The sequence below is a fragment of the Christensenella sp. KGMB01412 genome, from assembly GCF_055522415.1.
The window spans coordinates 149273-169663 of the sequence record NZ_JBVFVW010000001.1; the positions used below are offsets into that span (position 1 = coordinate 149273).

The 20391-nt window shown below is 48.1% G+C and carries 17 protein-coding genes; 14 read left to right on the plus strand and 3 right to left on the minus strand.

Features of this window, described 5'->3' with window-relative positions:
* Positions 1-21: 21 nt before the first annotated feature.
* Positions 22-453, plus strand: coding sequence for a DUF7832 domain-containing protein (locus ACS5WU_RS00765; RefSeq protein WP_046443088.1), 432 nt, complete (start codon positions 22-24; stop codon positions 451-453).
* A gap of 47 nt (positions 454-500) precedes the next feature.
* Here the strand turns inward: ACS5WU_RS00765 and ACS5WU_RS00770 are convergent, their stop codons facing one another.
* Positions 501-2192 (minus strand): U32 family peptidase, encoded by a 1692-nt coding sequence (locus ACS5WU_RS00770; RefSeq protein ID WP_059108905.1) that lies wholly within the window; start codon positions 2190-2192, stop codon positions 501-503.
* 127 nt (positions 2193-2319) lie between these two features.
* Between ACS5WU_RS00770 and typA the strand changes: the two genes are divergently transcribed.
* Positions 2320-4134 carry a translational GTPase TypA gene (gene typA, locus ACS5WU_RS00775; RefSeq protein WP_059108904.1) on the plus strand — a complete coding sequence of 605 codons (1815 nt, stop codon included), beginning with the start codon at positions 2320-2322 and terminating at the stop codon, positions 4132-4134.
* On the plus strand, positions 4131-4760 hold the full coding sequence (locus tag ACS5WU_RS00780; protein ID WP_059108903.1) for a class I SAM-dependent methyltransferase: 630 nt from the start codon (positions 4131-4133) through the stop codon (positions 4758-4760). Before typA ends, ACS5WU_RS00780 begins: the two co-directional genes overlap by 4 nt.
* Before the next feature lie 407 nt (positions 4761-5167).
* Here the strand turns inward: ACS5WU_RS00780 and ACS5WU_RS00785 are convergent, their stop codons facing one another.
* Positions 5168-5743, minus strand: a complete 576-nt coding sequence (locus ACS5WU_RS00785; protein ID WP_059108902.1) for a flavodoxin family protein — start codon at positions 5741-5743, stop codon at positions 5168-5170.
* A gap of 194 nt (positions 5744-5937) precedes the next feature.
* Here ACS5WU_RS00785 and ACS5WU_RS00790 point away from each other — a divergent pair, with 194 nt between their 5' ends.
* The 9 genes from ACS5WU_RS00790 (at position 5938) to ACS5WU_RS00830 (ending at position 18281) form a co-directional block, all read left to right on the plus strand.
* Positions 5938-7077: a sodium ion-translocating decarboxylase subunit beta gene (locus ACS5WU_RS00790; protein WP_046443084.1), complete on the plus strand. Its 1140-nt coding sequence runs from the start codon at positions 5938-5940 to the stop codon at positions 7075-7077.
* Between the two features lie 12 nt (positions 7078-7089).
* Positions 7090-7218: a hypothetical protein gene (locus tag ACS5WU_RS00795; protein WP_268872442.1), complete on the plus strand. Its 129-nt coding sequence runs from the start codon at positions 7090-7092 to the stop codon at positions 7216-7218.
* Position 7219: 1 nt separating this feature from the next.
* Positions 7220-7882, plus strand: coding sequence for a 4Fe-4S double cluster binding domain-containing protein (locus ACS5WU_RS00800; RefSeq protein ID WP_465088876.1), 663 nt, complete (start codon positions 7220-7222; stop codon positions 7880-7882).
* Between the two features lie 132 nt (positions 7883-8014).
* Positions 8015-9493 (plus strand): C40 family peptidase, encoded by a 1479-nt coding sequence (locus ACS5WU_RS00805; RefSeq protein WP_059109168.1) that lies wholly within the window; start codon positions 8015-8017, stop codon positions 9491-9493.
* A gap of 117 nt (positions 9494-9610) precedes the next feature.
* Entirely contained in the window at positions 9611-13861 is a 4251-nt protein-coding gene (locus ACS5WU_RS00810; protein ID WP_302761686.1) for a 2-hydroxyacyl-CoA dehydratase, read from the plus strand.
* Positions 13862-14060: 199 nt separating this feature from the next.
* Positions 14061-15035, plus strand: coding sequence for an extracellular solute-binding protein (locus tag ACS5WU_RS00815; protein ID WP_197408913.1), 975 nt, complete (start codon positions 14061-14063; stop codon positions 15033-15035).
* On the plus strand, positions 15035-15802 hold the full coding sequence (locus tag ACS5WU_RS00820; protein ID WP_302761684.1) for an ABC transporter ATP-binding protein: 768 nt from the start codon (positions 15035-15037) through the stop codon (positions 15800-15802). The genes ACS5WU_RS00815 and ACS5WU_RS00820 overlap by 1 nt, the downstream gene beginning before the upstream one ends.
* Positions 15799-17388: an ABC transporter permease subunit gene (locus ACS5WU_RS00825; protein WP_320607269.1), complete on the plus strand. Its 1590-nt coding sequence runs from the start codon at positions 15799-15801 to the stop codon at positions 17386-17388. Before ACS5WU_RS00820 ends, ACS5WU_RS00825 begins: the two co-directional genes overlap by 4 nt.
* Positions 17385-18281, plus strand: a complete 897-nt coding sequence (locus ACS5WU_RS00830) for a sugar phosphate nucleotidyltransferase (protein WP_046443078.1) — start codon at positions 17385-17387, stop codon at positions 18279-18281. Before ACS5WU_RS00825 ends, ACS5WU_RS00830 begins: the two co-directional genes overlap by 4 nt.
* A 17-nt stretch (positions 18282-18298) precedes the next feature.
* On the opposite strand, the gene ACS5WU_RS00835 is transcribed toward ACS5WU_RS00830, so the two are convergent.
* Complete coding sequence (locus ACS5WU_RS00835; protein ID WP_302760018.1) at positions 18299-19171, minus strand: patatin-like phospholipase family protein; 873 nt, start codon at positions 19169-19171, stop codon at positions 18299-18301.
* 110 nt (positions 19172-19281) lie between these two features.
* Here ACS5WU_RS00835 and ACS5WU_RS00840 point away from each other — a divergent pair, with 110 nt between their 5' ends.
* A complete protein-coding gene (locus ACS5WU_RS00840) occupies positions 19282-20097 on the plus strand; it encodes a glycerophosphodiester phosphodiesterase (RefSeq protein WP_302760019.1) in 816 nt (271 codons plus the stop codon).
* Positions 20087-20323, plus strand: coding sequence for a hypothetical protein (locus ACS5WU_RS00845; RefSeq protein WP_046443076.1), 237 nt, complete (start codon positions 20087-20089; stop codon positions 20321-20323). Before ACS5WU_RS00840 ends, ACS5WU_RS00845 begins: the two co-directional genes overlap by 11 nt.
* Positions 20324-20391: the final 68 nt, after the last annotated feature.

Consider the following 20391-nt stretch of genomic DNA (forward strand, 5'->3'; position numbering starts at 1 on the left):
ATAAATACAGGGGGTGTTTCAATGGCATTTGATAAAATGGATTGGCACGCAGTAACTTTTCCGGACAGCATCCCATACGAAAATGCGGGGACGCATATTGGAATGTATCTTGCGTGGCTTGTGAACAATGAAATGATCCAAAAAGAATGGTATGATGATTTTTCAGATGAATTTGAACGGGTGAAAAATCGCGATATGTCGGGCAGGGACATGCTGATGGAGTGTTTTGATGAAACGCTGCTGGAGGATCTGATGACGGACGAGGCCCTTGAATTTACCAGCGATTACTATGATTCCGCATATGTGGACGACTATGCGCAGGTCCTGTCTGGCGAGGATACTGACAGTGAATTTGCGGTATACCTGCACGAAGACAGCTGGGAAAACTACGATAAGGTTGAGGCTGTGATCAACACAAAGTTTGAACAATGGAAAAATGGACAATTTGAATAAATAAAAAAACCTCCTGAACAGGAGGTTTTTCTTTTATATAGCATTGCTTATTTCACGCCGCGCGTGAAATGCCCGCGCGTGAAATCACTGGGAGGGGAAACAGGCTTTCCTGCCATCGCGTCACGGTATTCCCGGGTGATTTTAACGCATTCCTGAGGAGTTTCGATGGTAAACAGAAGCCGTATTACATTCGCGCTTACCTGTGAAAGCCTGTCGGCCATGTAAATTGGCGCGCTGTTTAGGATTTCAACCCGGCAACCGCTTCCGGTTTTGCGGAGCGGGAAGCGTTTTCCCATACGGTCGGTAAGCAATTCCCTGCCGGAAGCAACGCGGCAATTTTTTTTGTCACAATGCAGTGGGCAGTGCATGGTCGTCATGAGCGTCAGCCGTCCGTAGGCAATCATCTCAGTAGGCATTACATCCGGAAGGTCGGTGATCTGCGCGGCGTTGAGCTCAACACTCACCGTCGCGCGTTCAAAGCCAAGAGACCGCAGCGTTTTAAGCGTTTCGCCGTTTGTCACGTGCAGGGAAGCGTCGGAAATTTTGTGTTCGGCGTTTGTTTTGGTAAGCGTTCCAAACAATTCGCCGTCAAAGAGGGAAGCGTCAAAACCTGTCTGTTCGCCTTCATGTGAAATCAATGGATGTACGCCGATAAGCTGCGGTGAGCCTTCTTTTTGCATTTGCTTCAGCTCTACGGCCCATTTTGCATCAATGGGAATGTAGAGAATGTCCACAAGCGGCAGCACTGCCTTTGCCTGCGACAGGGTTTGCACCTGTGCGGCGAGTTTGCGCGGCTTTTTCCGTTTTCCCTTTTTGAGAGGTTTATAAGCATCAAAACAATTATCCTTTTTGACAGGCGGGGTGGGAAGGGGCATGGAGATTGGAGCGGCTGTTTTCATATTGCCGGTAAACGGCAGGTTTGTAAACCCGCGGCGGCTGTATGCGCGCAGCAGGTCTTCCTTATCCTGCTTTGTGATTTGCCCGCCGTCCAGTGCCTTGCGGTAGATACGCGTAACCGTGCCGACATACCCGGCAGGCTTCATGCGTCCTTCAATTTTGATACTGGCGATTCCGGCCTGCCTGATCCTGAATATATGATCGATAAGACATAAGTCCCTTGTACTCAAAAGCCGTCCGGATTTATTGCCCGCCCGGTAATCCAGGCGGCAGGGCTGCGCGCACAGGCCGCGGTTGGCGCTTCTTCCTCCAAATATACTGCTCATCAGGCACTGGCCTGAGTAACAGGTGCATAGCGCGCCGTGAACAAAAATTTCAAGCTCCGCACCGGTGCGGCTGCTGATAGCGTAGATTTCAGAAAAAGAAAGCTCGCGGGAGAGGATAATGCGTTCAAATCCCAATTCCTGCAGGCGCCTGACATGATCCGCGTTGTGTGCGGTCATCTGAGTGCTCGCGTGCAGGGGAATGGAAGGGCATAGCGATTTGAGAAGCATCGCGCAGCCAAGGTCCTGCAGGATAAAAGCATCGACGCCCGCGTCTGAGGCGGCCTGCGCCGTTTCGAGCCAGCGTTTTATTTCCCGGTCGCGCACAAGCGTATTGAGCGCAAGATAAAGCTTAACGCCGGAGGCATGGGCATATGATGCGGCTTTGGAAAGATCGGAAAAATTATCCGCAAGGTTGCGCGCGCTGAAATTTTGCGCGCCGACATACACCGCGTCCGCGCCGTTCTGCACTGCTGCAATGAGACTGTCAAAATTACCCGCAGGCGATAAAAGCTCCATAAAAAACTCCTTATTGAATCAATTCTTTCGTTTCTATTATACATCATCCTGTCAAACCGCGATTTTCCTTGATTTAAAGCCCTTTTTGGTATATAATAAATTGTTTGAAAAGAAAGGGAGAATAGAATTGGTTAGAGAAGATTTGAGAAATATCGCGATTATCGCGCACGTAGACCATGGAAAAACAACGCTTGTGGATGAGATGCTCAAGCAGGGAGGAAGTTTCCGCGACAATCAGGTGGTTGCAGACCGTGTAATGGATTCCGGCGACCTCGAACGGGAACGCGGCATCACGATCCTTGCTAAGAATACGGCTACTTATTATAAGGATGTAAAAATAAATATTGTGGATACACCCGGCCATGCAGATTTTGGCGGCGAAGTAGAACGCGTACTTAAAATGGTCAACGGCGTTGTGCTTTTGGTGGATTCCTTCGAAGGGCCGATGCCGCAGACGCGTTTTGTATTGCAGAAGGCCCTGGAGCTTAACCACAGGGTGATTATTGTGATCAATAAAATGGACCGCCCGGACGCGCGTCTCAATGACGTGGGAGACGAAGTTTTGGAGCTGCTTTTGGAGCTTGACGCTACAAACGAACAGCTCGACAGTCCAATCGTTTATTGCTCGGGACGCGAGGGAACGGCGACGATGGATCCCAATGCACCCGGAACAGATTTAAAGCCGCTGTTTGATACGATTTTGGATTATATTCCCGCACCCCAGGGCGATCCGGATGCGCCGCTTCAAATGCTTGTGTCCTCTATTGACTACAATGATTATGTCGGAAGGATCGCCGTAGGACGCATCGAGCGTGGGACGATTAAAACAGGGCAGGAAGTGTCCCTGTGCGACTACCATGTCGAGGATTTGTGCACAAATGGAAAAGTGACGGCAATTTATCAATACGATGGGCTTAAGCGTGTTGCCGTCCCCGAGGCGAAAGCGGGCGATATTGTTGCGTTTTCCGGTCTTGACACAGTGAATATCGGTAATACGGTATGCGCGCCATATGAATTCGAGCCGATTCCATTTGTTAAGATATCGGAGCCGACTGTGGAAATGACCTTTTCCGTAAATGACAGCCCCTTTGCGGGCAGGGAAGGAAAGTTTGTCACATCGCGGCACCTGCGCGACCGCCTGATGTCAGAGCTGCGTAAGGACGTATCTCTGGGTGTGCATGAGACGGATAAAGCGGAGGCGTTCCGTGTGCTTGGGCGCGGTGAAATGCACCTTTCGATCCTGATTGAAACAATGCGCCGCGAGGGATATGAATTCCAGGTTTCGCCGCCTAAAGTGTTATATAAGACGATCGACGGGCACATGTGCGAGCCAATCGAGCGTTTGCTTGTGGATGTACCGGCAGAGAGCGTAGGGGCTGTGATCGAAAAGCTCGGTTCGCGCAAATCGGAGATGATTCACATGACGCCGCAGGGCGAGCGAATGAGAATCGAATTTAAGATACCTGCACGCGGCTTGTTTGGATACCGTGGAGAATTCCTGACAGACACGCGCGGCGAAGGAATTCTCAATACCGTATTTGACGGATATGAACCGTATAAGGGAGAAATCGAAAAGCGCAGCGTGGGATCGCTCATTGCCTTTGAAACAGGCGACGCGGTTACATACGGACTATATAACGCACAGGAGCGCGGAACGCTCTTTATTGGGGCCGGCGTCCCGGTTTATATGGGGATGGTTGTAGGCAGCTCTCCCAAAAACGAAGACCTTGTGGTCAATGTATGCAAGAAAAAACACGCATCCAACGTCCGCGCGTCGGGAAGCGACGATGCGCTGAGGCTGGTTCCGCCGAAGAATATGAGCATGGAAGAGATGCTTGAATTTTTAGGGGAAGACGAGCTCCTGGAGGTAACTCCTGAAAGCCTGCGGATCAGGAAACGTGTGCTGGATCACCAACTGAGGATGAAATCGAATAAAAAATGAAAACACCGGATAACGTATTGCAAAATTGTAAAATGCCACAGGGGAAGCTTGGAGAAGAGACGCTTAGCCGCATGAATGAAAGCCATGCAGAGCTTACGGCATGGGCATTTTCCCAAATCGATATGAAAGATGACGCTATCGTGCTCGATGTTGGGTGCGGAGGCGGGAATGCCCTTAAAATGCTTTCCCGCCGCGCGAAAAACGGAAAGCTCTATGGAATCGATTATTCCGAAACTTCTGTAGAGGTCGCGGCAAAAGAAAACAAAGAAGATGTGGCAAGCGGTAAGATGGAGATATTCCACGGCAGTGTGTCAGAGCTTCCGTTCCCGGACGATATGTTTGACACGGTCACTACGGTGGAAAGCTATTACTTCTGGCCGGACCTGCCGCACGATTTTGCAGAGGTAAGGCGCGTCTTAAAACTGGGCGGTACATTTGTGATTGTTGCCGAGATGTATGCCCATGAAGGGCAGAGCGAGGAACAGAAGCGGATTGTGGATGTGCTGGGAATGCACAACAATACGCCCAAAGAGCTGGAACAAATGCTGACAGGGGCGGGGTATTCCAACGTAAGAATAGAGCTTGATGAAGGACGCGGCTGGCTTTGCGCGTTTGCCCAAAAATAAAAATACAATACAGAAAGGCCGCATACAGTCCGTTATGTTTGCGGCATTAAAAGGTACCGAAGTTGTGGGTACAATAGTATGGATAGGACAGGAAGCTATTTCACATATCCATCCGCTTGTTTCTAAGGGTTCTCATATTCAGCAATTTGTATGAGAGCTTTTTTGTATAAGGATATTTTGCGTCGGTTTCCACCCCGCAAAACGAATTGATGCCTGGCGACATCAAGAACGCCTTATTAGTTTTATACGCCGCTCTGCTTACGGGCGCAGAACAAAGACCGGCAGCCGGTAGCGCCCTCCAGAAGGACTCGTCAGGCAATGGATTGTTTCAGCATGAAACATATCGATACCATGATCGCATAGGATTGATTCCCTGCACGGTATCGCGTAGCTCTGAAAATTGCTGTTCAGTCTGATAGTTTTTGTATAAGCCATGCCATATTTTCACCCAGATTCGTAAGGGTTTGGATCCCTTCGCCATCATCCTGCCATTCGCCGGGATCTCCGGCCATCACATAATTCCAGTTTGAAGAACCGGGGACAATCATCTGATTTGCATGGAACAAGTAATTGATTGCGGAAAAAGCAAAGGCTCCGCCGTTCCTGCGCGCCGTGACCACCGCTGCCGCAGGCTTTCGTTTCAGCAGGTAACCATTGCTGCGAGCGACGCGGCCAAGCCTGTCGATCAGGCATTTGGTTTCCGGCGTTATATTTCCATAAAAAACAGGGGAACCGATCAGCAGCCCGTCTGCGTAAAGCGCGCTTTCGATCAGCGCGTTCATATCATCCGATGCAATTCCACAACGACGGTCATTGATATTACGGCAGTGCCGGCAGTCGATACATCCCTGCAAAAGCCTGCCTCCAACTTGTATGATTTCGGTATCGATCCCATACTTTTCCAGTGTATCACATACGATGAGAAGGCTTTGGTAAGTATTTCCTTTTTTGTGCGGGCTTCCGTTAAACGCGACGACTTTCATGCCGATTCCTCCAAAATAGTAATCAAAATGGTTTTCTCACGGAACAAATGATTATATAATTATATACAAATCTATCAATAAGATAAACAGGGAAAAGGCCAAACAACATATAAAATGTTTCTAAAATGTATTTTCATTGAATTGATAGAATGATATACTAAATTTTGTATGTAAAACAATATAAGGAGAAAGCGATGGATTTTCTAGTAGAAGGTTTTATGGCTCTCACATGGCAACAGGTTGTAATGTTTATTGTTGGCATTGTCCTCATTTACCTGGCAATCTCAAAAAAACTGGAACCGGCGTTATTATTACCGATTGGATTCGGCGCAATTTTAGTAAATATTCCATTTTCCGGTGCAGTTGATCAGGTGATGGCAGGAGTAGGGCCGGTGCAGGGTATTATAGACTGGCTGTTCAGCGTGGGAATCAACGCCAGCGAGGCTATGCCGCTATTGCTGTTTATTGGAATTGGAGCAATGATTGATTTCGGACCGCTCCTGAAAAATCCCAAGCTGCTGTTTTTTGGCGCTGCGGCACAGTTTGGTATCTTTTTTACGATACTTGCCGCCGCGGGAATGGGATTTTCGCTTACAGACGCTGCATCTGTGGGTATTATTGGAGCCGCGGACGGCCCCACGTCTATTCTGGTATCGCAGGTACTCGGCAGCCAGTATATGGGAGCGATCGCGGTTGCGGCCTATTCGTATATGGCGCTCGTGCCGATCATACAGCCCCTTGCGATCAAGCTCGTAACGACAAAGAAGGAACGGGCGATCGAAATGAAGTACGACGGGGGAGATATCCCCAAGATTGCAAAAATCTTATTCCCGATTGTAGTCACGATGATTGCAGGACTTGTGGCTCCGGCTTCTATCGCGCTTGTAGGCTTCCTGATGTTTGGCAACCTGCTGCGTGAATGCGGGGTGCTTGATTCGCTTTCCGATACGGCGCAGAAGGTTCTTGTAAACCTGATTACGCTGCTTCTGGGGATTACGATTGCGTCCACAATGAAGGCGGAAAATTTTGTCAATATACAGACGCTTATGATTATGGCGCTCGGCCTGATTGCATTCTTCTTCGATACGATTGCGGGCGTGATGTTTGCAAAACTGATCAATTTGTTCAGCAAGAAAAATAAACTGAATCCGATGATTGGCGCGGCGGGCATATCGGCGTTTCCGATGTCGGCACGGGTTGTACAAAAAATGGGTCTTGAAGCAAATAACCAAAACCACCTGTTGATGTTTGCGGTGGGGGCGAATGTTTCAGGACAGATCGCTTCGGTCATCGCGGGCGGCGTAATTTTAGGGCTCGTGCCCGCGCTTCTGTAAAGGAGGATTATTATGGATGTAGTTGGTGCTTCGCTGCAGCTGATGTGGCAGGGAATGGTTTCGATTTTTGTAGTCATGGCGGCAATCTGTATTGTCGTATTGATTGTAAATAAGGTTACGACAAAAAAGAAAAAACAATAGAATGGACTATCGGCAAATATTGGAAGAAAAGCTTGTCCCGTTATACGGAACAGCGCGTCTGCCACAGGGAATGGAAGTCTATCCCGGGCTGCGCAATGTGATTTCTTTTGCACTGCCGCTTCCGCGCACAATTATTGAAGGGATTCGTAAACACGGACCGGATAAAGCTTATTTTCACCATTACCGTACGTGCAATGCGTATATCGATCATGTGTCCTTCACGTTGGTGCTTGCGCTTGAGCGGGAAGGCTACGCAGCCGTATATGTACCCGCTTCACAGTCTGTGAGCGATGACGGCCTGCGCGGAATGCTTTCCCATAAGGCTGCGGCGGTTTTGTGCGGGCTTGGAGGGATCGGCCAAAACGACCTTCTGGTCACACGCGAATATGGCTGCGGCGTGCGCCTTGGAACGGTGATGACGGATTATCCGGTGGAGGAGAGCGGGATTATACAAAATCCATGTACAAATTGCGGGAACTGCGTGAAGCAGTGTCCATCCGGCGCGCTGGCCGGAACAGAGTGGAGTATCAATACGCCGCTTTGCGATATTATCGACGCGGAAAAGTGCAGCCGGTACATGAAAAGGGCTTTTCAAAAAATAGGGAGGGGAGCGGTTTGCGGCATTTGTATGGCGGCGTGTCCTGTTGGAAACAACCGCAAATAATCATCTGTTTTGAAAAATCTGTTAATAAATTATTACGAAACTATTTACAATATAAAAAAAAGGATGTATAATGATCAAAGTTATAAAAATGGGTAAAACCTGTTTAGAGCGAAAAAGACAGAGGAGATTAATATGAACCATATTATATCTAATGTTAAGAAAAGTTTTTCTAAAACGGTAAAAACCATGAAAAACAAGCTTGCGAGTATGAAAAGCGGCTTTTCTAACATGAAGACAGTTACCAGAAAAAGTGCACACAGACGCGGCAGCGTCGGCGGCATTCATCCGGTAAGGGCATCACGGACGGGCAGGGCATCGGTTGTGATGCAGGCCGCACCGCGTAAAACGCGCAGATATGCTACAAGAAGAGTAAACCGGAAACGTTTTACAGTGGTTGTAGCGATTGCCACAGTAGCAATTATGGTACCGGTAATGGTAATGGCTGCGAACGGCGATACAGGCGTACCAGCGACGCAGAATGAGCCGGAGGCGGTTGTAGAACCGGTATCTGAGCCGGTGCAGGAGGCAACACCTTCAGTAGCTGCGGCAACGCCGGCTCCCGAGCTAACAGATATGACCGAAGCAGTGACTCCGGCGGCAGAGGATGCAACTGTAGCGGAAGCCACAACGGAACCGGAGCCGACTCCGGAACCGACTCCACAATATGTGACATTGACGGCAGGAATGAATGATCCGTCGGTACCTGCGCTGCAGGAAAGACTGATGGAGCTCCATTATATGTCTCAGGATCAACCGACCGATTTCTTTGGCCCGGCTACACTGATGGCGGTTCAGGCATTCCAGCGTAAAAACGGTCTTGATGTAGACGGAGCTGCAGGTCCGGCTACACAGGCTGCGATTTTCTCCGATGCGGCAAAAGAATACACGGCAGCTCTTGGAGCTGAAGGTGACGATGTATCGAAAATTCAGGACAGGTTACAGCAACTTGGATATTCTGTGAGCGTTACTGGTTACTTTGGCGAGGATACGGAAAAGGCAGTGAAATATTTCCAGCGCATGAACGGACTTACGGACGACGGCAGCGTTGGCAACCAGACAAAAGAGATGCTTTTCTCTGATAATGCTGAACCGGCTGAGGAGAAGAAGGCAGAAGATAAGAAAAAAGAAGAAGAAAGCAAGAAGGAAAACAGTTCTTCTGGCAATAAGGGCAACAGCTCAAGCGGAAATAAGGGCAATAGTTCCTCTTCCGGCGGAAGCAGTTCGTCAGGCGGCGGAAGCGCTCCTTCGGCAAATCCGGGCGATGTAGAAGCATTTATTGATGCTGCTATGGCTCAGGTTGGTAAGCCGTATGTGCTTGGCGGAAAAGGCCCGGATTCGTTTGACTGTTCCGGATTTGTATACTATGCGCTCAAACAGAGCGGAAATGGTATTGGGTACATGACCTCCAGCGGTTGGGCAAACTCTGGCTACACCTCGGTAAGCTGGGATAACCTCCAGCGCGGTGACATCGTATGCGTGTCCGGTCACGTTGGTATCTACCTTGGCGGCGGACAGATCGTAGACGCTTCGTCAGGTTCCGGACAAATCGTTGTCAGAAACATGGGTTCCTGGTTCCAGAGCAGATTTATCTGCGGGAAACGAGTCCTGTAACATTAAAAAGTAAAACAAAAATACGGGAACGGACGCTTAAAACAGTGTCCGTTCTTTTTTATGTTCTTGTATAGTTCACATATATTTGCTATAATATTTTGTCAGCAGGAGGTTAGTATGGCAGGTTATAAGTTAGGTTTGGATATAGGCTCTACAACGATTAAGCTTGTCTTGATCGATGAAAACAAAAATATATTATTTGAGCGCTACAGAAGACATTTTTCGGATGTGCGCGGGGAATTACTAAATTTATTCAAAGAAATAGCAGAAGAATGTGGAGAATATGAAGTGACGTCTGCCGTTACCGGCTCAGGCGGTCTTTCGGTTGCGAATTTACTTGGACTTCCCTTTACGCAGGAGGTTGTGGCAGGGGCAAAAGCCACGCAGGAATTTATTCCGCAGGCAGACGTTGTGCTTGAGCTTGGCGGCGAGGATGCAAAGATTACTTATATGAAGCCGTCCCTCGAGCAACGTATGAACGGTACATGCGCGGGAGGAACGGGCGCGTTTATCGATCAGATGTCCACGCTTCTGAATATGGATCCGATGGGCCTGAACGAATACGCAAAAACCTACAATACAATCTATCCGATTGCGGCCCGTTGCGGCGTATTTGCAAAAACAGATGTTCAGCCGCTGATCAACGAAGGCGCTGCAAAGGAGGATATTGCTGCGTCAATTTTTCAGTCTGTGGTGAACCAGACCATTTCAGGCCTGGCCTGCGGCAGGCCAATCAGGGGAAATGTTGCCTTTTTGGGCGGACCGCTGCATTACCTGACCGAGCTGCGGAAGCGCTTTATCGAAACGCTCAATTTGCATGACGAGGCAATTATCCATCCGGAGAATTCCCATTTGTTTGTTGCGATGGGTGCGGCGCTTATGGCGGAAGGCAGAAAATTTAAACTAAAGGATTTACCGGAAATGCTGCAAACGGCCGGGGAAGGCGAGCATGAGACGCGCAGGCTGCAGTCGCTCTTTGCATCGCAGCAGGAATATGATGAATTCGTAAAACGCCATGCACAAAAAAATGTGCAAAGAGCGGAACTCTCGCAGGCACAGGGTGAGTGCTTCCTTGGCATGGACGCAGGCAGCACGACAATCAAAGCTGTCTTAATCGATGGGGAAAGCAGGCTTCTGTATTCCCATTACCATTCCAATGAAGGCAATCCGCTTGATTCGGCGGTCCGGATTGTTAGGGATATTTACAGCAAACTGCCGGAAAAAGCCTATATTGCAGGGGCATGCGTCACGGGCTATGGAGAGGCAATCATCAAGGAAGCGCTGAAGCTTGATCTTGGTGAGATCGAAACGATGGCGCACTATAAGGCTGCGGAATTCTTTAACCCGGATGTTGACCTTATCATTGATATCGGCGGACAGGATATGAAGTGCCTGCGTATCAAAAACGGTGTTGTGGACGGTATTATGCTCAATGAAGCATGTTCCTCCGGTTGTGGAAGCTTTTTACAGACGTTTGCGCAAAACCTGAGTATACCCATTCAGGATTTTGCTCAGGAAGCGCTGAAAGCAAAAAACCCTGTAGACCTCGGTACGCGTTGCACGGTATTCATGAACAGCCGCGTTAAACAGGCGCAAAAAGAAGGCGCAACAGTTGGAGATATCTCTGCGGGACTTTCCTATTCGGTCGTGAAAAATGCCCTGTATAAAGTTATCAAGGTGAAAGATCCGGCAGACCTTGGGAAGAATATCGTAGTGCAGGGGGGTACCTTTAAAAACAATGCGATCCTGCGCACGTTTGAGCTTGAACTGGGACGGGATGTTGTGCGCCCTGATATCGCCGAGCTTATGGGCGCGTTTGGCGCTGCGCTCCTTGCAAGAAAGGAAATGCGCGGCAGGAAGAGCTCCATATTGACCGTAGAAGAGCTTGCGGCTTTCAATTATAAAGGCAGCTTTGCACGTTGTGGGAAATGCGAAAACCGCTGTATGCTTACGATAACGACCTTTGACGACGGCAGGAAATTTATTTCCGGGAACCGTTGTGAGAAGGGCAGCGGCATGATGAAAAAGAACGATCTGCCGAATCTTTATGATTACAAATTAAAGAGGGTATTTGATTACAAGTCCCTTGATGAAAAAGATGCGCCCAATGGTACGATAGGGATTCCACGCGCACTCAATATTTATGAAAATTATCCTTTCTGGCATGCGATGTTTACAAAGCTTGGCTTTCGCGTGGTTCTTTCCGATCCTTCGAGCCATTCGATGTTTGAAAAAGGAATGGAGACGATTTCATCCGATACGGTCTGCTATCCTGCAAAGCTTATTCACGGGCATATTGAAAACCTCGCGGAAAAAGGCGTAGCGAAAATATTCTATCCCTGTATTCCCTTTGAACGCAAGGAATTTGGGGATTCCAATAATCACTATAATTGTCCGGTTGTCACATCTTATCCTGAGGTAATCAAGAGCAACATGGATGTGCTGAAGGAACGTGAAATTGAATTTATTAATTTCTTTGTTGCGCTTGACGAGCGGGAGTTTATGCCGGCAAAGATCATGAAGGAATTTGGAAAATACGGCATAACAGAGCAGCAGGCGCAGGAGGCCTCTGACGCTGCCTATGAGGCGCTTGACCGCTTTAAGCAGGATATGCGTGAACAAGGCGAAAAGACGATTAAATGGCTTCAGGAGACGGGAAATACGGGCATCGTGCTTGCAGGAAGGCCGTATCACGTGGATGCGGAAATCAACCACGGAATTCCATCGCTCATTACGAGCTATGGGCTTGCGGTATTGACGGAAGACAGCGTGGCCCATCTGGGGCACTTGGAGCGTCCGATCCGCGTCATGGACCAGTGGGCCTTCCATACGAGGCTTTATGAAGCGGCGGCGGCGGTGGGGAAATATGACTGCCTGCAAATGGTGCAGCTCAATTCATTTGGGTGCGGCCTTGACGCGATTACGACAGACCAGGTGCACGAGATCATTGAGGCTGCCGGAAAGATTTATACGGTGCTGAAGATTGACGAGATCAGCAACCTGGGTGCGGCAAAAATCAGGATTCGCTCGTTGATTGCTGCCCTCAAAGAGAAGAAGGAAGAAGAGGCGGAGCATCCAGAGCAGAAAACAGAGCATAAAAATGCGGTCTGGAAGAGGCGCATTTTTACCAGGGAAATGCGGGAGAAGGGAACGATTGTCTGCCCGCAGATGGCGCCTTTGCAGTTCCAGTTCTTAAAACAGGCGTTTGATCCGACAGGATACAACTTCACGGTGCTTACAGAGGTAACCAAGGAAGATATCGACGTGGGACTGAAGTATGTCAATAATGACGCGTGCTATCCGACGATTATCGTTGTAGGGCAGCTCGTGAATGCGTTTCTGACGGGAAAGCTTGATCCGGACAATACGGTCATTATGCTCACGCAGACGGGCGGTGGCTGCCGTGCGTCCAATTACCTTGCGTTTTTACGAAAAGCGCTTAAGGAAGCGGGGTTCCCGCAGGTGGTCGTGGTATCCATTAACTTCTCTGGCCTGGAGAAAAATCCTGGATTCCGTTTTACGCCGGGGCTCGCGATGCGCCTGCTCCTTGCAATTCCGCTGGGAGACCTCTTGCAGAAGTTGCTTCTTGCAACCAGGCCGTATGAAAAGAATAAAGGCGAAACGGATGCGCTCTTTGATAAGTGGGTTGGAAAAGTACAGGATATTGTGGAACATACGCGATATTTTGGCTACCGCAAGGCGGCAAAACAGATGGTAAAGGATTTTGAAGCGATCGAGCGCACAAATGAAGTGAAGCCTAAGGTAGGTATTGTCGGCGAAATTCTGGTAAAATACCATCCGGACGCCAACAACCATGCCATTGAGGTCATTGAGCGGGAGGGTGGCGAAGCCGTGATGCCCGCGCTGATGGAATTTTTCACGTATAGTTTGTACAGCTGTAAGTTCAAGTACGAGGAAATGGGAAAATCCAAAGGTGTTTATAAGGCCTCCATGTTTGGCATATGGCTGGTCAACTGGTTCCGTAATCCCATTCAGCGCGCGCTCAGGAAAAGCAAATACTATACGCCATACCCTGATATACGCCATTTGGCGGAGCAGTCCGAGCAGATGATTTCCTGCGGCAACTGTACGGGTGAAGGATGGTTTTTGACTGCGGAAATGCTCCACCTGATCGAGGAGGGCGCGCCGAACATCATCTGCGTCCAGCCGTTTGCCTGCCTGCCAAATCACGTTGTGGGCAAAGGGATGATCCGCGGCATCAGGAATACGTATCCGCAGGCAAATATAGTCGCGGTGGATTACGATCCTGGAGCGTCGGAGGTCAACCAGCTCAACAGGATCAAGCTGATGATCTACAGCGCTTTTGAGAACCTGAAGATGCAGCAGGAGCAAAAGCAGGGAGAATAACAACAGCAAAGAGAAAGCGGCTTTCCGTAAGAGGGCCGCTTTTGTTATATTTTTCGAACTGTATCACTTATAAATGAACGACAAGAAAGATCTATATTATCTAAAACAGGCTTTTTTGTAATTGACTGTGTTCATATTTAATGCTATGATTGTAAAATATAAGAAACGTGTAAAAAGTAGGTAAAGTGGTGAAATGGGTATGAAGCGGTTTTTCGCTGTTCTTTTGCTGGTTGTTATGTTATTTTCCATGACGGGTTGTATGGGGAAGGGCGATAACACAGTAGTTATTTATTCAAGTGCGGAGATGTACCGCAATGAATACATCCAGAAAAGGCTGCGGGAGGAGTTTCCGCAGTATGATATTATCGTAGGATATATGCCAACCGGAAACCAGGCTGCAAAGCTTCTTGTCGAAGGCGAAAAATCGGAATGCGATATTTCTTACGATCTTGAATATGGATATGTGGAAAAGCTCAAAGACGTACTTGCCGACCTTTCAGGGTACGACACCTCGCGTTACATGGAAGATATGCTTGATGAGAACCATCGCGTATTGCCTGAATGCAGGAATGGCGGATGTATCGCAATCAATACCGAAATACTGGAAAAACATGGGCTGCCCGAGCCGGAAAGCTATGAAGATTTGATCAAACCGGAATATAAGGGGCTCATTTCAATGCCAAATCCAAAATCATCGGGAACCGGATATATGTTTTTAAAAAGCCTCGTGAACGCATGGGGAGAGGAGAAAGCGTTTGCGTATTTTGACGCGCTCTCTAAAAATATACTGCAATTTACCTCATCCGGATCGGGGCCCGTAAACGCGCTTGTGCAGGGCGAAGCGGCGATCGGCCTTGCGATGACAAGCCAGGCAGTCATGGAAAACAACAACGGTGCAAAGTTAAAAATCAAGTTTTTCAAGGAAGGCTCGCCATATTCGAGATACGGCGCCGCAATGGTAGCGGGAAAACAGGACCGCCAATGTGTGCGGGATGTTTTCGAATTTCTGGATAGTACGCTGATAGCGGAGGATAAAGAGAAATTCTTCCCGGAAAAAATTTATAAGGATGTTGATTTCAATGTGCAGGGATATCCGCAGGACATTCAATATGCGGATATGAGTAACGATACAAAAGCGGAGAAAGAGCGTTTGCTGGAAAAGTGGGTATACTGATGGGGAAAGAAAAACTGGTTATTGAAGGAATTTCAAAGGAATTTGGGACAAACGAGGTATTGCGGAATATAAGCTTTACCGTTAACGAGGGAGAATTTTTATCGATCCTCGGCCCGTCCGGCTGTGGCAAAACGACGATACTGCGTATTTTGATCGGCCTTGAGCAGGCAAGCAAGGGAACGATCAAAAAGGATGGAGTGGATATCACAGGGTTTGCTCCTGCAAAAAGGGGCATGGGAATCGTATTCCAGAATTATGCGCTGTTTGAAAATATGACGGTACTTGGCAATGTGGAATATGCGCTGAAAAGGAATCCTGAATTGAAAGGGCAATCACGTGAGATCGCAGAGCGCCTGATCGAACAGGTCGGCCTGAAAGAGCACAGCGCGAAACGTCCGCACAAGCTTTCAGGGGGACAGCAGCAGCGTGTCGCGATTGCGCGCACACTGGCGCTTAATCCGGACGTTATTTTATTCGACGAGCCCATGTCCGCGCTGGATGTGGATACGCGGCTTTCCCTTCGCGCAGAGCTGAAGAGTATTCAAAAGCAGTTTGGCTCAACGATGATCTATATTACGCACGACCAGGAGGAAGCGTTTGCCATGTCGGACCGTATCATGGTTTTAAATGATGGCAGGATACAGCAGATCGATACGCCGAGGAATATCGTCGACCATCCGGCGAATGATTATGTGGAACGCTTTGTAATCCATAATATACAGCTTAAAATAGATTCCCTGATTGGGTTTGCGAGGGCAAAGCAATGAGGACTGCGAAGAAGGGCGTCAATGGTATCCATCTTTTGCTTGCGGCATTTTTTATTGTAGCCGTACTGCTTCCGTTGATCCGTATGCTGTCTTCCATGGCAGGCGAGGATGTTTCGGGCATCATCACGTCGGAGACCTTTTTGACCGCAATGGAAAACTCGCTTTTGGTGTCAACGGTTTCCACGCTGATTTCCGTAGGGCTGGCAACGGCACTGGCCTGGTTCATTGCACGTTCCGCCATCCGTTTTAAAGGCCTCTTTACCATTCTGTTTACATTGCCAATGCTGATTCCATCTATTTCACACGGCATGGGCCTTGTTGTGCTGTTTGGCTCAAACGGCGTCATAACGAATCTGCTTCATCTGGAAGGAAACATATATGGCTTTTGGGGCATTGTGATCGGTTCCGTCATGTATTCGTTCCCGGTGGCGTTTTTGATGATATTGGATTTGCTCAAATATGAGGACAGTACGCCCTATGAAGCGGCGAGTGTGCTTGGAATATCAAAAGCCAGGCAATTTGGTGCAATCGGCTTTCCATACCTGCGTAAACCTATGATTTCCGTAATTTTCGCAGTTTTTACGCTGATCATAACAGATTACGGCGTGCCGCTTACCGTCGGAGGACAGTTTTCCACGCTTCCGGTTATGATGTATCAGGATGTAGTAGGTCTGCTGCAGTTTGGAAAGGGAAGTGTAATCGGCCTTGTTTTACTTGTTCCGGCGTTTGTGGCTTTCCTGATTGACCTGCTGGATAAAAACAAAGGAAATTTGTCGTTTGTAACGAGGCCGTTCAGAATCATCAAGAACAAAATAAGGGACGCGGCTGCATACGTATCCTGTACGGCAGTCAGTCTGTGTATCCTGCTGCCGATTGCGGCGTTTGCGCTGTTAACCTTCGTAACAAAGTATCCGATCGATATGACGCTGACGCTTGATAACATCACGCGAACGCTTGAAATCGGAGCAGACCGATATCTTGCAAATTCACTGATTATTTCAGCGTTTGTGGCAGTGCTTGGCGTGGTCGTCGCGTATATTACAGCCTATATGACGGCGCGTATGCCGTCAAAATCTTCAAAGATGCTGCATCTTGTTTCGATCATTACGCTTGCAATACCCGGACTCGTGCTTGGGCTCTCCTATATGATGTTTTTCAATGGGACTCCCATCTATGGCACGCTTGCGATATTGATTCTGGTCAACATCATGCACTTTTTTGCTTCGCCCTACCTGATGATGTATAATACATTCGGAAAGCTGAACCAGAATCTGGAAGCGGTGGGAGCGACGCTGGGTATCAGCCGTGGAAGAATCATTCTGGATGTCCTGATACCGCAGTCAAAAGCGACGATTGCGGAAATGTTCGCTTACTTTTTTGTGAATTCGATGATGACGATTTCCGCGGTGTCGTTTCTTTCAACGCTCAGTACGCAGCCTTTATCGCTGATGATTACAATGTTTGAGGCGCAGATGATGCTGGAATGCGCGGCGTTTGTATCTCTGCTGATACTTGCGGTAAACCTTCTTTTAAAGGGCGGGATCAACTTGTATAAACGAAATTTAAGGAAAAAGGAACTGGCATGAATTTAACAAAAAATCAATTTGAACTATTGGCGGACCTGGAACAAAATAAAGAAGTGCTCACACAGCGCGAGCTTGCGCAAAAGCTGGGGAAAGCGCTCGGTACGGTTAATAAGACGATGACGCAGTTACAAAGCCTTGGCTATGCGCGGGAAGGGAAAATCACTCAGGAAGGGCTTTTGGCGCTGGAACCATACCGTGTAAAACGCGCTGTTTTTATTGCTGCGGGATTTGGCTCAAGGCTCGTACCGATTACGCTCAACACTCCAAAACCGCTTGTGCGGGTAAACGGCACGAGGCTGATTGATACGCTGATCGATGCCGTTATTGCTGCGGGAATTGAAGAAATATATATTGTGCGCGGATATCTTGCAGAGCAATTCGATCAGCTCCTATACAAATATCCGCAGATCAAATTTATTGAAAATCCGGTGTATAACGAGGCAAACAACATTTCTTCTGTGATGTATGCGCGCGACCTGCTTGAAAATTCGTATGTACTTGAAGCGGATTTGTTGTTGTATAATCCGAAGATAATTCGGAAATATCAATATTCCTCCAATTATCTGGGCGTGCCTGTAAAGGAGACGGAAGATTGGTGTTTTTACAGCAGTAACCATAAATATATCACGAAGCTTGGAATTGGCGGAACGAACTGCCACCATATGTTTGGAATATCCTACTGGACGGGCGAAGACGGAAAACGTTTGGGTGAATGCGTAAAACAGGTTTACGAGATGCCGGGCGGCAAAGAGCGGTACTGGGATCAGGTACCGCTTGAATATCATATCAGGGATTTTAAGGTTGCCATCCGCGAATGCACGTTCGACGACATTATTGAGATCGATACCTACAAAGAATTAAAATGCCTCGATCCAACATATGGCGAGGCATAAGGAAGCTTCGAATCATTTTATTTGATGGTCACATTTTCAACTCCCCGCAGAAATGCGAGGAGTTTTTCCTTTTGCGCCATTGCATCGTCATAGCCAACGTGATACTGTGCGGTCAGTTTCGCAGGATCTTTTTCCATCCGTCCTGCAATGATGGGCTTTGTGGGGCGGATGATAATTGCCTTCCCTTCTTTTTCCTGCCGTTCAGCGATTTGAATGCTTTCGTTATAATACGCATAACGGTTTGCGATTGTGTGTGCAAATTGCCTGTGGGAAGGGTAACGCACGTAGGGGAACCATGGCATTTTGCTCCTGTGCTGCTGAAAGCCTTCGCAACGCGTAAGCACAATTATATTTTTGCTGTTTCCTTTTTTCATGGAATATTCGATTGGGATCGAATCACTCGCTCCGCCGTCCATGAGTTTATGGCCGTCCACCTTTACAATCGTGGATGCCATGGGAATTGCCGCAGTAGCGCAAAGGTACTTCATGTCGGAATCGTTGGTGAGATCGTTAAGCTGATGGTAGAAGGGCGTTCCATCCTCAACGTTTGTCGCAACAATCGTCAGCTTTTGTTTGGAATCACAAAACGCGTCATAATCGAAGGGGATGATGTTGCGCGTCACCTCGTAAAAGACATATTTCATACCAAAAAACGAGCCGGTGGTAATAAAATTCCACAAGCTCAGGTATTTCCTGTTGATACAGGTGTTGTAGATAGCCAGGTTTCTTCCGTGCTGCCCGGATACATAAGAAATCGCGTTTGCGGCTCCAGCAGAAACGCCAATGATATCGTTCATTTCGATTCCCATATCGAGAAATGCGTCCAGAACGCCGGCGGTGTAGCTGCCACGCATTCCGCCGCCCTCCAGAACCAGTCCTGCATTTGTCATTTGTCTCACCTCGCATGATCGATATACGCAAACAAGCGTATTTTATTATTATAACTTTTCTGAAAAATAAAATCAAAAGTATGGTACAATATGATCAGGAGTTATGTGATATGTTTTGGATTATTTTGCTTGCGGCGGTTTTGTGCCTGATCGTGTTTCTTTATTATTTTATGACAGCGGGAAAGCCGGTACGGTCATGGCTCGAGGATTACGCTTATGCCCATCGCGGGCTGCATACAGGGGAATTTCCGGAAAATTCCCTTGCCGCGTTTCAAAACGCGGTTGATCATGGATATGCCATCGAGCTTGACGTTCATCTTTCACGGGATGAGGTTTTGGTTGTATTTCATGACGAAAGCCTCAAACGGATGACGGGCTTTGACGGAAGAATAGAGGATTTGACGCTCGAAGAGCTCAGAACGCTGCGGCTTGCAGGTACGCAGCACGGTATACCAACCCTGCAGGAAGTATTTGACACTGTAGATGGAAAGGTACCGTTGCTGATTGAACTGAAAAATGTCGGAAGGGCGGGAAAGCTTGAGATGGCACTGTTCGAAGCCCTCAGTACATACCGTGGCAAATATGCGGTGCAGTCATTCTCGCCGTTCTCAGTTCGGTGGTTTCGTAAAAATGCGCCGGGCGTTCTCAGGGGGCAGCTTTCTGCAACCTTTTCGCAGTATGCCGACGAATTTCCAAAATGGAAACGCCGGGCCCTTAAGCATTTAATTGTGAACGCCATCAGCCGTCCAAACTTCATCAACTATGAGCTTGACGGGCTGGAAATGCCGGTCATAAAGCGCCTTCGGAAAAGAGGTATCCCAATTTTTGCGTGGACGGTGCGTACTGGTGAGGAGGAAGAACGGGCGTTGAAGTATGCCGATGTAATGGTGTTTGAAAATATTGAGGTGAAAAACATTGAAAAATAAGATTCTGTCCTTTTTAATCATATTGTTTGGCGCGCTGTCTTTTTTGATTTTTGTGCCGACCGTGTGGTGGCTTGGACTTGCCTTCGCGATTCTGGCGGTGGTGATTGGCGGGGCGATGCTAAAGACGGTGCATATTTTTGCGGTCGTTGGAATGCTCCTTGCGATTGTTGCCTGCGCAATCTATCTTTTTATGATGAATGCGGCGGGAATTTCTGTCTTTAGCTGATATTAGAAAAATAGTTGTTTTAATGTGCTCCCTTTTTCTTATAAATAAGCTGCACATATCTGTATATG

Coding starts and splice junctions, on each gene's coding strand:
- ACS5WU_RS00830 (WP_046443078.1), top strand. CDS start 17,385: ATGAATTTAACAAAAAATCAATTTGAACTATTGGCGGACCTGGAACAA.
- ACS5WU_RS00840 (WP_302760019.1), top strand. CDS start 19,282: ATGTTTTGGATTATTTTGCTTGCGGCGGTTTTGTGCCTGATCGTGTTT.
- ACS5WU_RS00780 (WP_059108903.1), top strand. CDS start 4,131: ATGAAAACACCGGATAACGTATTGCAAAATTGTAAAATGCCACAGGGG.
- ACS5WU_RS00795 (WP_268872442.1), top strand. CDS start 7,090: ATGGATGTAGTTGGTGCTTCGCTGCAGCTGATGTGGCAGGGAATGGTT.
- ACS5WU_RS00825 (WP_320607269.1), top strand. CDS start 15,799: ATGAGGACTGCGAAGAAGGGCGTCAATGGTATCCATCTTTTGCTTGCG.
- ACS5WU_RS00835 (WP_302760018.1), bottom strand. CDS start 19,171: ATGACAAATGCAGGACTGGTTCTGGAGGGCGGCGGAATGCGTGGCAGC.
- ACS5WU_RS00785 (WP_059108902.1), bottom strand. CDS start 5,743: ATGAAAGTCGTCGCGTTTAACGGAAGCCCGCACAAAAAAGGAAATACT.
- ACS5WU_RS00790 (WP_046443084.1), top strand. CDS start 5,938: ATGGATTTTCTAGTAGAAGGTTTTATGGCTCTCACATGGCAACAGGTT.
- ACS5WU_RS00820 (WP_302761684.1), top strand. CDS start 15,035: ATGGGGAAAGAAAAACTGGTTATTGAAGGAATTTCAAAGGAATTTGGG.
- ACS5WU_RS00805 (WP_059109168.1), top strand. CDS start 8,015: ATGAACCATATTATATCTAATGTTAAGAAAAGTTTTTCTAAAACGGTA.
- ACS5WU_RS00810 (WP_302761686.1), top strand. CDS start 9,611: ATGGCAGGTTATAAGTTAGGTTTGGATATAGGCTCTACAACGATTAAG.
- ACS5WU_RS00765 (WP_046443088.1), top strand. CDS start 22: ATGGCATTTGATAAAATGGATTGGCACGCAGTAACTTTTCCGGACAGC.
- ACS5WU_RS00800 (WP_465088876.1), top strand. CDS start 7,220: ATGGACTATCGGCAAATATTGGAAGAAAAGCTTGTCCCGTTATACGGA.
- ACS5WU_RS00770 (WP_059108905.1), bottom strand. CDS start 2,192: ATGGAGCTTTTATCGCCTGCGGGTAATTTTGACAGTCTCATTGCAGCA.
- ACS5WU_RS00815 (WP_197408913.1), top strand. CDS start 14,061: ATGAAGCGGTTTTTCGCTGTTCTTTTGCTGGTTGTTATGTTATTTTCC.